A 14,651-nucleotide genomic window follows, 5' to 3' on the forward strand; every position below is an offset into this window, starting at 1 on the left:
AACACTTCAGACCAAGTATACAATGCGAAAGTCGAATAAACGTCATTCAATCAACGAAAAGCCCGAGCCTCACGCGATTGCGTCGACAGGAATCGCCCAAGAAAGCGATCCAGTCCAAAAATAAGGCAGACGCTGGCGCTTATTCGAGATTTACGCTGCATTCCAATCCGGCACACACTTGCCGCAAACCTCCTTTTCACGCGTGAGTAGCGAATGTTGGATTCGGGATCGGGACACGCGCGTTCGGGGACGATGCTTCTGCAGACCATCGGTCTGACCAAGCGCTATGGCAGTTTCCTTGCCAATGACGCCATCGACATCGCGATCCGTCCGCAGGAAATTCACGCGCTGCTCGGCGAGAACGGCGCCGGCAAATCCACACTCGTCAAAACTATTTACGGCCTGATCCAGCCGAGCGAAGGCGAGATGCTCTGGCAGGGCGAGAAGATGGTGCTCGCCGGCCCGCATGATGCGCGCGCGCGCGGCATCGGCATGGTGTTCCAGCATTTCTCGCTGTTCGACAATCTCACTGTCGCCGAGAACGTCGCGCTCGGTCTCGACGGCAAGGAATCCTTCAAGGCGATGTCGGCGCGGCTCGAACAGGTGTCGCAGCAATATGGCTTGCCGCTCGATCCGAAGCGCGAGGTCTGGCAGCTCTCGGTCGGCGAACGTCAGCGCATCGAGATCGTGCGCGTGCTGATGCAGAATCCGAAATTCCTGATCCTCGACGAGCCCACCGCCGTGCTGACGCCGCAGGAGGCCGATCAGCTCTTCGTCGTGCTGGAGCGCCTGAAGTCGGAAGGCCGCGCGATCCTTTACATCAGCCACAAGCTCGACGAGGTGAAGCGGCTCTGCGACACCGCCACCATCCTGCGCGGCGGCAAGAAGATCTCGACCTGTCTGCCGCGCGAAGAAACTGCCGCATCATTGGCGCGCATGATGGTCGGCACCGAGATCAAGCAGGTGAAAGCCGCCGCCAATCGGCAAACCACCGTGCCGCGGCTCGTGGTCAACGATCTCAGCCTCGCGCCCGACGAACCACATGGCGTGCATCTGAAAAACATTTCGCTGGAGCTGAAGGGCGGCGAGATCCTGGGCATCGCTGGCGTCGCTGGCAACGGCCAGGACGAGTTCTTCGCGGCGCTCTCCGGCGAGCGTCTCGCCAAAGATCCCGGCACCATTGTCATCGACGGCCACGCCGCCGGACATCTGTCGATTACCGCGCGCCGCAAGCTTGGCGCGGCCTTTGTGCCCGAGGAACGACTCGGCCACGGCACCGCGCCGCGCATGCGCCTGTCGGAGAACGCGCTGCTCACCGGCCATGCTGCGTCAGGCATGGTGCACAACGGTTTCATCAATACGGCGGCGACGCTCGCGACTGTCGATCGCGCCACTGCGAGTTTCGACGTCCGCAAGGCCAAACGCGATCCGGAAGCCGCCAGCCTCTCCGGCGGCAACCTGCAGAAATTCATCGTCGGCCGCGAGATCCTGCGCAATCCCATCGTGCTCGTGGTCAGCCAGCCGACATGGGGCGTCGATGCCGGCGCTGCCGCCGTCATTCGTCAGGCGCTGCTCGATCTTGCCGCTGCAGGCGCTGCCATCCTCGTCACCAGCCAGGACCTTGACGAACTCGCTGACATTGCCGATCGCATCGCTGTGATGTTCCACGGCCATCTGTCCGAGCCGTTAATGACGGCGGATGCCGACAGGGAAACGCTGGGCTTGTTGATGGGCGGCAGCGCACTCACGCCAAAGGACGTGCCCGATGCAGTTGGTGCTTGAGAAGCGCGCGGAGCGATCGACCATCATCGCGCTGGTATCGCCCGTTATCGCCATCGGGCTCACCATCGTGACCATGAGCATCCTGTTCGTGATCATCGGCAAGAATCCGATCGCCGCGCTCAACGTCTATTTCATCACGCCGCTGACCGACGCCTATTCGCTGCAGGAGCTCGCGGTGAAGGCGGCGCCGCTGGTGATGATCGCCATCGGCCTCTCGCTCTGTTATCTCGCCAATGTCTGGAACATCGGCGCGGAGGGACAGTTCCTCGTCGGTGCCGTGGCGGGCAGTTGGCTTGCGGTGAAGACCAACGGCACCGATGCCGGCGTCTGGGTCTTGCCGGCGATGCTGCTACTCGGTGCCATCGCGGGCGCGCTCTATGCGTTGATCCCGGCCTTCTGCAAGGTGCGCTTCGGCGCCAGTGAAATTCTGGTCAGCCTGATGCTGGTCTATGTGGCCGACCTGCTGCTCGACTATCTCGTCCGCGGCCCGTGGCGCGATCCCAAAGGGTTCAACTTCCCGACCACGGCCGAATTCGATCCGGTCGCCACCGTGCCCCTGCTGTTCGAGGGTGGGCGGCTGCATCTCGGCGCGGTCATCGCGCTGGTGATCGTTGTTGCCGCTGCTGTCCTGCTCGGCCGCACCATCAAGGGCTTTGAAATTCGCGTGGTTGGCGCGGCACCGCGGGCGGCGCGCTTCGGCGGCTTCTCGTCGAACCAGCTGGTGCTGCTGACTTTCGCGATATCCGGCGCGCTGGCCGGCCTTGCGGGGATCATCGAGGTCGCCGGCCCCGTCGGTCATCTGCAGCCCGGCATCTCGCCCGGCTATGGCTTCACCGCGATCATCGTTGCATTTCTCGGACGGCTCAACCCGGTTGGAATACTAATTGCAGGGCTTTTCCTGGCGCTGACATTTATCGGCGGGGAGCAAGCGCAGATCGCCATGAAGATCCCACTCGATATCACCAAGGTGTTTCAGGGCATCCTGCTGTTCTATGTGCTCGCCTGCGACAGCCTGATCCTGTACCGGATCAAGCTCATCATGCCGCAGCGAAAGGTCGCCGATGGAGCTGCTTGAAGCCATCATCCTTGCCGTACTCGCGGCGTCGACACCGCTGCTGCTCGCCGCCTCCGGCGAGCTACTGGTGGAGCGCGCCGGTGTGCTCAATCTCGGCGTCGAAGGCATGATGATCGTCGGCGCAGCCTGCGGCTTTGCTGGCGCCTGGGCCACCGGCTCGACGTTCATCGGCGCGCTGTGCGGAATTCTCGCGGGCGTCGCGCTATCGCTGGTGTTTGCACTGATGACGCTCGGCCTCGCCGTCAATCAGGTCGCCACGGGTCTCGCGCTCACAATCCTGGGCATCGGCGTCTCCGGCCTGATCGGCGCCGGCTTCGTCGGTGAGCGTATCGCCACTGCGCCGCGGCTGTACATTCCCGGCCTGACCACGCTCCCCTTTGTCGGCAAGATCCTGTTCGGCGAAGACGCCTTCGTCTATGTCTCGCTCGCGCTGATCATCGGCATGTCCTGGTTCCTCTATCGCACCCGGGCGGGGCTGGTCCTCCGCGCCATCGGCGACAATCACGTCTCGGCGCACGCGCTCGGCTATCCCGTGCTGAAGATACGCACCCTCGCCGTGATGTTCGGCGGCGGCTGCGCGGGTCTGGCCGGCGCCTATCTGCCGCTGGCCTATACGCCGTTCTTCGTCCCCGGCATGACCGCCGGCCGCGGCTGGATCGCGCTGGCGCTGGTGGTATTCGCCTCATGGCTGCCGGGGCGCCTCGTAATTGGCGCCTATCTGTTTGGCGCGGTCTCGATCTTGCAACTGCATGCGCAGGGCTGGGGCGTCGGCGTGCCCTCGCAACTGATGTCCGCACTGCCCTATCTCGCAACCGTCGTCGTGCTGGTGCTGATCTCGCGCACCCGCAGCGGCGGCTCCACGGCGCCGGCCGCATTGGGCACGGTATTCGTGCCCGACCGCTAAAGACATTCTCGCAAGACTATCTCGCAAACAGGAGACGCGTATGAACAGGAAAGCACTTGCAGCCGCCGCCCTACTGCTGGCCACCGGCCTCGGATTGGGTGCAGCCGTCGCCGCCGACAAGCTGAAAGTCGGCTTCGTCTATATCGGCCCGGTCGGAGATTTCGGCTGGACCTATCAGCACGAAGTTGGCCGCCAGATGCTCGTCAAGGAATTCGGCGACAAGATCGAGACCACCTATCTCGAAAATGTCAGTGAGGGTCCGGACTCCGAGCGCTCCATCGAACAGCTCGCGCGCGCCGGCAACCAGCTCATCTTCACCACGTCGTTCGGCTATATGGATCCGACGCTGAAGGTCGCCAAGCGCAATCCCAAGGTGATGTTCGAACACGCCACCGGCTTCAAGCGCGACAAGAACATGTCGAGCTATTCCGGCCGGTTCTTTGAAGGCCGCTACATCCAGGGCCTGATCGCCGCCAAGATGTCGAAGAAGGGCGTGCTCGGCTATATCGGCTCGTTCCCGATCCCGGAAGTGATCTCCGGCATCAATGCCACCATGCTGGCCGCGCAGAAGATCAATCCGGATATCAAGATCAAGATCATCTGGGTCAATACCTGGTTCGATCCCGGCAAGGAAGCCGACGCCGCCAAGGCGCTGCTCGATCAGGGCGCCGACGTGATCATGCAGCACACGGATTCGCCGGCCGCGATGCAGGTCGCCTCCGAGCGCGGCGCGCTCGCCTTCGGCCAGGACTCCGACATGATCAAGTTCGGTCCGAAGACGCAGCTCACTGCGGTCACCAACAACTGGGGCCCGTATTACGTCGAGCGCGTCAAGGCGGCCCTCGACGGCACCTGGAAGTCGGAAGACACCTGGGCCGGCCTGAAAGAGAAGATGGTCGTGATGGCGCCCTATACCAACATGCCGGATGACGTGAAGAAGATGGCGATGGACACCGAAGCCGCCATCATCGCTGGCACGCTGAAGCCGTTCAAATGCCCGATCATGGGACAGGACGGCAAGGAAGTGGAATGCAAGGGCGGCGACGCGCTGGACCCCGGCCAGGTGCTCGGCATGAACTTCTATGTGAAGGGCATCGACGACAAGATTCCGGGGAAGTAACGGGCGAATAGCCGCACAATGAACGCCGTTGTCCCCTCCCCCCTTGTGGGGGAGGGTGGATCGAACACGCGAAGCGGGTTCGAGACGGGAGAGGGGTAGCGTCAGAGCTCCGTCGCTTCCCCTCTCCCGCCTTCGCTTCGCTCAGGCACCCTCTCCCGCTGCGCGACGCTTCGCTGGGGGAGAGGGGAAGAAAGTAAGAACTACCCCGCCTGCATCTTCTTCGCCGCAGCGCTATGCCGCCGGATCAGATCGGCGACATCCAGCCCCGGAATGGCGCCGTCGATCACGCGCCACGCGCCGCCCACCATCACGCGGTCCGCACGATGCGCACCGCACAGCACCAGCGCCGCCAGGGGATCGCCATGGCCGGAGAAGCGCAGCTCGTCGAGCTTGAACAGCGCCAGATCCGCCATCTTCCCCACAGCGATCTCGCCAAGCTCCGGCCGCCCCACGCACGCCGCCGAGCCCTTGGTCGCCCAGCGCAGTGCATCCTTGTGGCTGACGCGTCCGACGCCGTAACGCGCCCGCTGCAACAGAAATGCCGCGCGCACTTCCTGTATCAAATTCGATCCATCATTCGACGCGGAGCCGTCGACGCCGAGGCCGATACCGACACCCGCGTCTTCCATCTCGCAGACCGGACAGCAGCCGGAGGCCAATAGCTGATTGCTGCACGAGCAGTGACTGATGGTGGTCCCGGCCTTGCCGAGCCGCAGCATTTCGCCCGCGTTGAAGTGGATGCCATGCGCCAGCCATGTGCGTTTGCTCAGCCAGCCGGTCTGCTCCAGATAATCCAGCGGACGACAGCCATAGATCTCCTCGCAATAGCGGTTTTCGTCCTCAGTCTCGCCGAGATGCGTATGCAGGCGGACATCGAGCTTGTCCGCAAGCGCGGCCGTGCTTGCCATCAGCGAGGTCGTCACCGAGAACGGCGAGCACGGCGCCAGCGCGATCTGCACCATGGCGTCCTCGCCGCGCTGATGGAATGCCGCCACCACCCGTTCGCTGTCGGCCAGGATCGTATCCTCGTCCTGCACCACGCTGTCCGGCGGCAATCCGCCATCCTTCACCGAACGGTTCATCGATCCCCGCGTCAGCAGCACGCGCATGCCGAGCCGCTGTGCCACCGCCACTTCGATATCGACGGACTGTTCGAGGCCGGCCGGAAACACATAGTGGTGATCGGTGGTCGTCGTGCAGCCCGACAGCAGCAATTCCGCCATCGCTACGCTGACGCCGAGATGGAGATTCTCGGGCGTCAGCCGCGCCCAGACCGGATAGAGCGCCTGCAGCCAGGGAAACAGCTCGCGATCCAGCGCCGCTGGCAAGGCGCGCGTGAGCGTCTGGTAGAAATGATGGTGCGTATTGATCAGCCCCGGCAGCACCACATGGGTGCTGGCATCATAAGTTGCGATATCCACCGTGGCCGGCTGGCCGCCGGCCGGCACCAGTTCGACAATCCGGCCATTCCTGACGACAATGCCGCGCTCGGCCCCTTCGGCGAAAATGCCGAGCGGATCCTTGATCCATGTGGCCTGCGTTTCTGTCATGGCTCATCTCCTTCGGTCATGGACCCGACCTTGCAATTCAGGGACCAGCCACGAATACTTCAATTTGTTCTGCAATTGTCGGCGACTTGGCGTCGGTCTTGCAAGGTTCACAATGATACTTCAAGGGGTCATTGCCGAGTGAAAGCATAACCGCCCTATGGATTTGAATACGGTCACGTCCGTTGCCCGCCCCACGACGCGGGAACAGCTACCGACATGGACTGCCGGGGATGCATGGCTCGCCGGGGGCACCTGGCTTTTCTCCGAACCACAGACCCACCTGACGCGGCTGATCGATCTCACCGATCTCAAATGGCCGGCCCTCACCGTCACCGACAGCGAATTGCAGATCGCCGCGACCTGCACCGTGGCGCAGCTCGACGCGCTGCCCTGCCCTCCTGACTGGATCGCATCGCCCCTGATTAATCAATGTTGCCGCGCCTTCCTCGCTTCTTTCAAGATCTGGAAGACTGCAACGGTCGGCGGCAATCTCTGCATGTCGCTGCCCGCCGGCCCGATGATCGCGCTCACCGCAGCGCTCAATGGCCGCTGCACGATCTGGAAGGCGGATGGCAGCGTAGACACGATCGACGTGGTGGACTTCGTCACCGGCGATCAAAGCAATGTGCTGATGCCGGGTGATCTCCTGCGCAGCATTGCCATTCCGCTTGCAGCCTTCAAACGACGCTCTGCATTCAGGCAGATCTCGCTGACGCCGGTCGGGCGATCTGCTGCGCTGTTGATAGGAAGTCTTGATGAGGATGGCTGGCGGCTGACGATCACGGCATCGACGAAGCGGCCTGTCCGTATCGCGCTCCCAACACTTCCCGATGCCGCCACGCTCGAAGAAGCGATCCTCGATCGGGTTCCGGACAACCTCTATCACGATGATGTTCACGGCAAGCCGGCCTGGCGCAAGCAGATGACGCTGCGGCTCGCGGAAGACATCCGTACCGAGCTGCGGGGCTTCAGGCCATGAGTTTCGAGGTCAATGGCCACAGCTTTTCGCAGCAGCCGCAAGCCGGCCAATGCCTTCGTACCTTCCTGCGTCAGCTCGGCCATTTCGGCGTCAAAAAGGGCTGCGATGCCGGCGACTGCGGTGCCTGCACCGTGTTGCTCGACGGCGAGCCGGTGCATAGCTGCGTCATTCCGGCATTCCGCGCCGAAGGCCATGCGGTCACCACGATCGAAGGTCTCGCGTCCAAAGGCGGCATCCATCCGATGCAGCAGGCGTTCCTGGACGCACAGGGATTCCAGTGCGGCTTCTGCACATCCGGCATGATCGTGACCTGCGCGTCGCTCAATCAGGCACAGCGCGCCGATCTCGGAGCATCATTGAAGGGCAATCTGTGTCGCTGCACAGGTTATCGCACGATCGAGGACGCACTCGACGGCAAGTCCAATGTGCAAGACGCCGAGCCCGGCACCGCCTTCGGCCGCAGCCTGCCCGCGCCCGCTGGTCCCCAGGTGGTGACGGGCAAGGCGCGCTACACATTTGACGTCGCCATGGACGGCCTGCTGCATATCAAGATGCTGCGCTCGCCGCATCCGCATGCCCGCATCGTGTCGATCGATACGTCAGCCGCGCAGGCGATGCCGGGCGTGCATGCGGTGCTGACCCATGCGGATGCGCCAGCCACATTGTTCTCAACGGCGCGCCACGAGATCGATGCAATGGATCCCGAGGATACACGGATCCTCGACGACACCGTGCGTTTCATCGGCCAGAAAGTCGCCGCCGTGGTTGCGGACAGCGAAGCGATCGCGGAGGAAGCCTGCCGCCGCATCGACATTGTCTATGACATCCTGCCCGCGGTGTTCGATCCCGCTGCCGCCATCGCGCCGGGCGCGCCGGTCATTCATCCCGACAAGACGCCGATCCATCGCGTCAGCGATGCGGCACGCAACGTCATCGCCGAAACACACGGCGAATTCGGCGATGTCGCGGCAGCGCTGGCGTCGTCGGCCGTCACCTATGAGGGCACCTTCACCACGCAACGCGTGCAGCACGGCCATCTCGAGACCCATGGCGGCATGGCCTGGCTGGATGCAGACGGCGTGTTGAACGTACGCTCCAGCACGCAGACGCCGTTCCTGACGCGGCGTGCACTTGCGCAGCTCTATGGCCTCCCCTCCGACAAGGTCCGCGTGTTCTGCGAACGCGTCGGCGGCGGCTTCGGTGGCAAGCAGGAAATGTTCGTCGAGGACATTCTCGCGCTAGCCGCGCTCAAGACCGGCCGCCCGGTGAAATGGGAACTGACCCGCGAGGAGCAATTCATCGCCACATCGACGCGGCATCCGATGCGCGTCACGGTCAATGCCGGCGCCGACAAGCACGGCAAGCTCACCGCGCTGCAGCTTGACGTGCTGTCCAACACCGGCGCCTATGGCAATCATGCGGGTCCAGTGCTGTTTCACGCCTGCGGTGAATCGCTCGGCGTCTATAACTGTGCCAACAAGAAGGTCGATGCGGTCGTCGCCTATACTAACACGGTGCCTGCGGGCGCCTTTCGGGGCTATGGCCTGCCGCAGACGCTGTTCGCCGTGGAAGCTGCCATCGACGATCTCGCCGCGCAGCTCGGTATCAGCCCGTATGACTTCCGCCGCCGCAACGCAATCAAGCCCGGTGATGCGATGGTATCGCCAGCCGGCACGCATTATGACGACGTGACAATCGGCAGCTACGGCCTCGACCAGTGCCTCGATCTGGTCGAACAGGCGATGCAGGTGAAGACGAAGCACGATCTCGATGACGACTGGCTGATCGGCGACGGCATCGCGCTCACCATGATCGACACCGTACCGCCGCAGGGCCACATCGCCGAAGTCGTTATCGCCAAACGTGACGACGGCGATTACGATCTCACGGTCGGCACCGCCGAATTCGGCAATGGTACCGCGACGGTGCATCGGCAGATCGCGGCCACGACACTTGGCTGCACTGTCGAGCAGATTCATCTGCGCCAGTCCGATACGCGGAACGGCGGCCACGACACCGGCGCCTATGGCAGCGCCGGCACATTCGTCGCTGGCAAAGCCACCCATGACGCGGCGCAGAAGCTGGCGGCGGCGATGCAGGCAGACAGCAATGCACGCAGCGCCACCGGCACTTCGGGCGGCACCCCGCGTTCGGTCGCCTTCAACGTCCAGGGATTTCGCGTCGCGGTGAACAAGGGGACCGGTGCGATCAAGGTTCTCAAGAGCGTGCAGGCTGCGGACGCTGGCGCCGTCGCCAATCCGATGCAGCTCCGCGGCCAGATCGCAGGCGGCGTCGCGCAATCGCTGGGGGCGACGCTCTATGAAGAGATGGTGATCAACGACCGCGGCCGCGTCGTCAATCCGAAATTCCGCGACTATCATCTGCCATCCTTCGCCGATCTGCCGCGCACTGACGTGTATTTCGCCGACACCTATGATGCGATCGGGCCATTGGGTGCGAAGTCGATGAGCGAAAGCCCCTACAATCCCGTTGCGGCCGCCATGGGCAACGCGCTGTTCGACGCCACGGGCATCCGGTTTACGCAGGTGCCGTTCAAACCGGATCGGATTTTTCCGGAGTTGCAGAAGAAGTTTGGGAAGGCATGAGAGCAAAACGCCGATCTTAACCTCTCCCCGCTCTGCGCGGGGAGAGGTCGCCGCGTCTTCGCGGCGGGTGAGGGGCCGGGCATACGGCTAAACCTGCCGACAACCTCTGAGGTCGATCGGCTGCATCAACCTCCAATAGCCGAATTGAATGTTATCCGATCCGCTAGCGTGAGTTTGCCGCAGCATCGCGCCTTGCCCCTCACCCGGATCGCAAGGGCGATCCGACCTCTCCCCGCAAAGGGCGGGGAGAGGTTAAGAACGGCGCTCTTGTCTTCGCCGCGAACTACCCCCGCCCCACCGTGCATTCGATCTGCCCGTGTGGCTCGTCCGTCGGCAGGAACACGTCGTTGTTGTTATCGAGACCAAAGGCCGAGAGATTCATCAGGATGTAGTGGATGTTGGGACAGGCCATGCTGATCTCGGAAATCTCCGGCACAGCAGCCAGCACCTTCTCGCCCATACGATACAGACTGTTCTGCACGCTCGGACTGTAGGTCGTCGCAAATTCCTTCAGCAGCGTGTCCAGAATTGTCTTGTTGGTCGCCGGATAGCTGGTGGGCTTGCCGGACCACTTCCACGACGCGACCATCGATGTCGCGCAGATACGGTCGCTGGTCGGCTGGATCGTCGAATATTTGTCGGTGTAGTAATTCTCCCAGCCGGATTGCGTCGACTTCATGAAGGTGAAGCCGTCGAGGCCCGAGCTCATGGTCATGCCATCGCGCGTCGCGACAATCTCGACAGTGGGCTTGCCGTTGCTGTCGAGCAGGAACGAATGCGGATGCAACTCGCCATCGACGGCAAGGCGCGCCCACTTGGTCTCATGCGCAGTGATGCTGACGGAACTCGCCTGCGGATACAGGTCGAGATAGCGTTTCGCCAATACCTGGCAGAACTCCTCGGTCGACAGTGCAGTATTCTCGCGCGCCACCACATTGACGATGTTCTTGATCGTGTCCGTGGAGGTCGAGGTGGAGTTGTCGGCCTCGGTATAGGCGCGGCCGAAATCGCCTTCCAGCATCGCCTTGATGCTGAGCTGGCTGACATCCTGCTTGTCGCCGTCGCGATGGATCCGCATGATGCGGACACGGCCTTTTCCATATCTGTTCTTGATGAGCGACACGCGCGACCTCCGGTCTGTGTTGGCGACCAGAGAACCTCGGTCGCCGGGCAATATATTCAGCAATGCTCACTTTCGAGCAACCTTCGTGCCACCGGCCACTCATCAACCTCGAAATGGCTTTCAGCGGCGTCTGGCACGAGGCTTGTATCTGACGATCATAATGCCACGATATTTCATCACCTAAGCAAGGGGCTAGATCAATGACAGAGAGCGTCCATCCCGTCGACGAGGTCCTCCCGACCCCGCGCCTGCTCGCGCTGGGCCTGCAGCATGTGCTGGTGATGTATGCCGGCGCGGTCGCGGTGCCGCTCATTATCGGCCGCGCCCTGAAGCTGCCGCCGCAGGACGTCGCCTTCCTGATCTCCGCCGACCTGTTCGCCTGCGGCCTGGCCACGCTGGTCCAGTGTATCGGCTTTCCCGGCGTCGGCATCCGCCTGCCTGTCATGATGGGCGTCACTTTCGCCTCGGTCGGCCCGATGCTGTCGATGGCCACCGCCCCGGAGATCGGCCTGCTCGGCATCTATGGCTCGGTCATCGCTGCCGGAATCTTCGGCATCATTGTCGCGCCTTTCATCAGCCGGCTGCTGCCGCTGTTTCCACCGGTGGTCACCGGCACCATCATCATGGTGATCGGCATCTCCCTGATGCGCGTTGGTATCAACTGGGCTGGTGGCGGACTACCCATGTTCACAAAGATGATCGATGGCGTTCCGCACACGTTCCCCAATCCGGCTTACGGCCAGTTGCAGGGGCTCGGCATCGCGCTGTTCGTGCTGGTCGTGATCCTTGCTTTGATCAAATGGGGCACCGGCTTTCTGTCCAACGTCTCGGTGCTGCTCGGCATCATCGCGGGCGCGATCCTTGCCAGCGTGCTCGGCGTGATGCATTTCGACAAGGTCGGCACTGCCGGCTGGGTCGATATCGTGCTGCCGTTCCATTTCGGCATGCCGCAATTCCATCTCGTGCCGGTCGTCACCATGTGCATCGTGATGATCGTGGTGATGATCGAGTCGCTCGGCATGTTCCTGGCTCTCGGCGAGATGACCGACAAGAAGGTCGACAGGGACGCGCTGACCAAGGGCCTGCGCGCCGATGGCGTCGGCACCTTCCTCGGCGGCATCTTCAACACCTTCCCCTATACCTCGTTCTCGCAGAATGTCGGCCTTGTCGGCGTCACCGGCGTGCGCTCGCGCTGGGTCACCATTGCCGGCGGCGGCATCATGCTGGTGCTCGGCCTGCTGCCGAAGATGGCCGCTTTGGTGGAATCCGTGCCGCAGGTGGTGCTCGGCGGCGCCGGCCTCGTGATGTTCGGCATGGTCGCCGCGACCGGCGCGCGCATCCTCACCGCGGTGGACTTCAAGACCAACCAGCGCAACCTGTTCGTGGTCGCCATCTCCGTCGGCTTCGGCATGATCCCGCTGGTGTCGCCGAATTTCTTCAAGGCACTGCCGCATGACCTGCACCCACTGCTGGAGTCGGGCATCCTGCTTTGCGCGCTGGTGGCCGTAGTCCTGAACGCGTTCTTCAATGGCGTGAGCAGTGCCGAGACCGCAAAGGCGGAAGCGGCTGGTGTTGCCGCGGCGGCGACGCATTAGTTTGCCTCTTAACCTCTCCCCGCTTGCGGGGAGAGGTCGACGTCCGCATGCGAAGCATGTGGGCGTCGGGTGAGGGGGACTCTCCGCGAACGCCACGGCTCGTGGAGAGTCCCCCTCATCCGTCGTCGCTTCGCGACGCCACCTTCTCCCCGCAAGCGGGGAGAAGGCAAACAGCCGCCTCACTTCACCTTCGGCTCAAGCCCGCTGGCCACGATCACCGGCGCGGCCTGCTTCGAGGACAGAAACGCGATCAGCGCCTTGCCGGCATCGGGCTGCGGCGCATTGCTCGCAAGCCCCGCCGAGAACACGGTGATCTTCTGCAGCTCCGCCGGCAGCGGGCCGACAATGTCGATGCCCTTGACCGGCTTCAACTCGCTGATCTGCTGAAAGCCGATCTCGGCCTCGCCCCTCGCAACGATCTCGCCGACCGGCGTCGCCGGGATCTTGCGCGCCTTGTCCTTCATGGCGTCGGCAATGCCGAGCTTCTCGAACATCTCCTTGCTGACATACACACCGCTGGCGCTGTCCGAATAGGCCACGGTTCTGGTCTTGAGCAGCGCGACCTTCAGCGTATCCGCCGAGGACAGGTCCGGCTTCGGCGCGCCCTCCTTCACGGCAACGCCAATGGGCGAATCCGCGAGATCGACGCGGCTGTCGGCGATCACCTTGCCCTTGCTGACGAGATCGCCCAGCGCATAGCCCACCATGATCAGCACATCGGCCGGCTCGCCCCGCGCCAGCCGCATCGGGATCGCCTGCGGCGTCTCCCCCATCGACGGCCCATAGGCCGTGACGACCGTGTTGCCTGTTGCCTTCTCGAATTGCGGCACCAGTTCCTTGTAGGCTGCCGTGAAGCCGCCGGAGATCATCACATGGACTTCGGAGGCGAAGGCGCTGGCCGTGGCGATGGATGTGAATGCCGCGACCAGCAGCAGGCGATTGATGCCACGCATGACGTTCTCCCTGATTTTTGTTTTGTTATGAGACGACCTGTTTGGGTCGAATGTAGGATGGGTCGACTTTCTCAGCTCCCCCGATACGTCCCATAGCTCCACGGCGTCACCAGCAGCGGCACGTGGAGATGGCCTTCGGGTTCATAGACCGAAAAGCGCAGCGGGATCTCGTCGAGGAACGGCGGATCGGACATCGGCACGCCACGCTCCGCAAAATAGCTACCGACCTTGAAGGTCAGTTCATAACGCCCGATCGGCACCGGGCGGCCGCCGATCAGCGGCACATCGGTGCGGCCATCGTGATTGGTCAGCGTGCGCGCAATCACGCGGCTGACGCCGAGCTTCGACAATTCGACAAGCTCGACCGAAATCCCGGCCGCAGGTCTGCCGCTATGGGTATCCAGCACATGGGTCGAGAGCCGGCCATGCACCTGCAGGCGATCCGGCCCGTCGACCAGCAGATCGGTGCGCAATGCCGCGATCTTGCAGATTTCGGCGACCGATGCGGTGACCTCGGCGGCCGGGTCGTTGGGCAACCGCTTCTCGAAATCCGCCAGGATGGAATCCTTGGTGTGGCGGCGAACGCAGACGATATAGGGGAAGCCGAACTTCGCACGATAGGCATTGTTGACGCGATCGAAGGCGGCGTATTCGGCTTCCGAGAGCCGGTCGAGCCCGACGCTGTTCTGCTCGGCATTGGATTCCGCCGTCAGGAGATCGCCGCGTTGCGTTTTATCGGCAAGGTCCGGATGCGCCTTGATCAGCGCCAGCCGCTGGCCTGCAGCTGCCTCCTCGACCACCCCACGCATCGCGGCGAACAACTGCTTCACGCCCGCAAAAGGCCGGCTGTCCGCGGCCTTCTCCGCAATCCACGGCGAATATTCGAAGATATTCGCCAGCGCTGCGACGAAATCCGCTTTGCTGCAGGCGTTGAGTTCGTCGAGCGTCTTCTCTGTCATGACAG

At 63.0% G+C, this 14,651-nt stretch carries 11 protein-coding genes; 7 read left to right on the top strand and 4 right to left on the bottom strand.

Annotated features, from left to right (window positions below; translation table 11 throughout):
- Positions 1-213: 213 nt before the first annotated feature.
- The 4 genes from AB7828_RS12520 to AB7828_RS12535 are packed head-to-tail and all read left to right on the top strand — an operon-like array spanning position 214 to position 4,881.
- On the top strand, positions 214-1,782 hold the full coding sequence (locus AB7828_RS12520; protein ID WP_441230294.1) for an ABC transporter ATP-binding protein: 1,569 nt from the start codon (positions 214-216) through the stop codon (positions 1,780-1,782).
- A complete protein-coding gene (locus AB7828_RS12525) occupies positions 1,766-2,857 on the top strand; it encodes an ABC transporter permease (RefSeq protein WP_120291479.1) in 1,092 nt (363 codons plus the stop codon). Before AB7828_RS12520 ends, AB7828_RS12525 begins: the two co-directional genes overlap by 17 nt.
- Positions 2,844-3,761, top strand: coding sequence for an ABC transporter permease (locus tag AB7828_RS12530; RefSeq protein ID WP_439064544.1), 918 nt, complete (start codon positions 2,844-2,846; stop codon positions 3,759-3,761). Before AB7828_RS12525 ends, AB7828_RS12530 begins: the two co-directional genes overlap by 14 nt.
- Before the next feature lie 40 nt (positions 3,762-3,801).
- Positions 3,802-4,881, top strand: coding sequence for a BMP family ABC transporter substrate-binding protein (locus AB7828_RS12535; protein WP_093756681.1), 1,080 nt, complete (start codon positions 3,802-3,804; stop codon positions 4,879-4,881).
- Positions 4,882-5,081: 200 nt separating this feature from the next.
- On the opposite strand, the gene AB7828_RS12540 is transcribed toward AB7828_RS12535, so the two are convergent.
- Positions 5,082-6,431 carry an 8-oxoguanine deaminase gene (locus AB7828_RS12540; protein ID WP_441230295.1) on the bottom strand — a complete coding sequence of 450 codons (1,350 nt, stop codon included), beginning with the start codon at positions 6,429-6,431 and terminating at the stop codon, positions 5,082-5,084.
- Positions 6,432-6,588: 157 nt separating this feature from the next.
- On the opposite strand from AB7828_RS12540, the gene AB7828_RS12545 reads away from it, so the two are divergent.
- Both AB7828_RS12545 and AB7828_RS12550 read left to right on the top strand, forming a co-directional pair.
- Positions 6,589-7,410, top strand: coding sequence for an FAD binding domain-containing protein (locus AB7828_RS12545; protein ID WP_441230296.1), 822 nt, complete (start codon positions 6,589-6,591; stop codon positions 7,408-7,410).
- Positions 7,407-10,016 (top strand): molybdopterin-dependent oxidoreductase, encoded by a 2,610-nt coding sequence (locus tag AB7828_RS12550; protein ID WP_441230297.1) that lies wholly within the window; start codon positions 7,407-7,409, stop codon positions 10,014-10,016. Before AB7828_RS12545 ends, AB7828_RS12550 begins: the two co-directional genes overlap by 4 nt.
- 283 nt (positions 10,017-10,299) lie before the next feature.
- On the opposite strand, the gene pucL is transcribed toward AB7828_RS12550, so the two are convergent.
- Positions 10,300-11,139, bottom strand: coding sequence for a factor-independent urate hydroxylase (gene pucL, locus AB7828_RS12555; RefSeq protein ID WP_175366623.1), 840 nt, complete (start codon positions 11,137-11,139; stop codon positions 10,300-10,302).
- Between the two features lie 200 nt (positions 11,140-11,339).
- Here pucL and AB7828_RS12560 point away from each other — a divergent pair, with 200 nt between their 5' ends.
- The gene (locus AB7828_RS12560) at positions 11,340-12,734 is read left to right on the top strand and encodes a nucleobase:cation symporter-2 family protein (protein ID WP_441230298.1); all 1,395 of its coding nucleotides are present in this window, start codon (positions 11,340-11,342) and stop codon (positions 12,732-12,734) included.
- Between the two features lie 179 nt (positions 12,735-12,913).
- Here AB7828_RS12560 and AB7828_RS12565 read toward each other — a convergent pair whose 3' ends face one another.
- Entirely contained in the window at positions 12,914-13,687 is a 774-nt protein-coding gene (locus tag AB7828_RS12565) for a substrate-binding domain-containing protein (protein WP_441230299.1), read from the bottom strand.
- A 71-nt stretch (positions 13,688-13,758) separates the two neighbouring features.
- Positions 13,759-14,646 carry a 2-oxo-4-hydroxy-4-carboxy-5-ureidoimidazoline decarboxylase gene (gene uraD, locus AB7828_RS12570; RefSeq protein ID WP_089265269.1) on the bottom strand — a complete coding sequence of 296 codons (888 nt, stop codon included), beginning with the start codon at positions 14,644-14,646 and terminating at the stop codon, positions 13,759-13,761.
- Between the last annotated feature and the right edge of the window lie 5 nt (positions 14,647-14,651).

Origin of the sequence: Tardiphaga sp. 215_C5_N2_1 (genome assembly GCF_052076055.1) — a bacterium.
GTDB classification, from domain to species: Bacteria; Pseudomonadota; Alphaproteobacteria; order Rhizobiales; family Xanthobacteraceae; genus Tardiphaga; species Tardiphaga robiniae.

Bases quoted from the DNA above. Each gene is read 5' to 3' on its own strand.
- AB7828_RS12520 (WP_441230294.1), top strand. From the start codon at position 214: ATGTTGGATTCGGGATCGGGACACGCGCGTTCGGGGACGATGCTTCTG.
- AB7828_RS12525 (WP_120291479.1), top strand. From the start codon at position 1,766: ATGCAGTTGGTGCTTGAGAAGCGCGCGGAGCGATCGACCATCATCGCG.
- AB7828_RS12530 (WP_439064544.1), top strand. From the start codon at position 2,844: ATGGAGCTGCTTGAAGCCATCATCCTTGCCGTACTCGCGGCGTCGACA.
- AB7828_RS12535 (WP_093756681.1), top strand. From the start codon at position 3,802: ATGAACAGGAAAGCACTTGCAGCCGCCGCCCTACTGCTGGCCACCGGC.
- AB7828_RS12540 (WP_441230295.1), bottom strand. From the start codon at position 6,431: ATGACAGAAACGCAGGCCACATGGATCAAGGATCCGCTCGGCATTTTC.
- AB7828_RS12545 (WP_441230296.1), top strand. From the start codon at position 6,589: ATGGATTTGAATACGGTCACGTCCGTTGCCCGCCCCACGACGCGGGAA.
- AB7828_RS12550 (WP_441230297.1), top strand. From the start codon at position 7,407: ATGAGTTTCGAGGTCAATGGCCACAGCTTTTCGCAGCAGCCGCAAGCC.
- AB7828_RS12560 (WP_441230298.1), top strand. From the start codon at position 11,340: ATGACAGAGAGCGTCCATCCCGTCGACGAGGTCCTCCCGACCCCGCGC.
- AB7828_RS12565 (WP_441230299.1), bottom strand. From the start codon at position 13,687: ATGCGTGGCATCAATCGCCTGCTGCTGGTCGCGGCATTCACATCCATC.
- uraD (WP_089265269.1), bottom strand. From the start codon at position 14,646: ATGACAGAGAAGACGCTCGACGAACTCAACGCCTGCAGCAAAGCGGAT.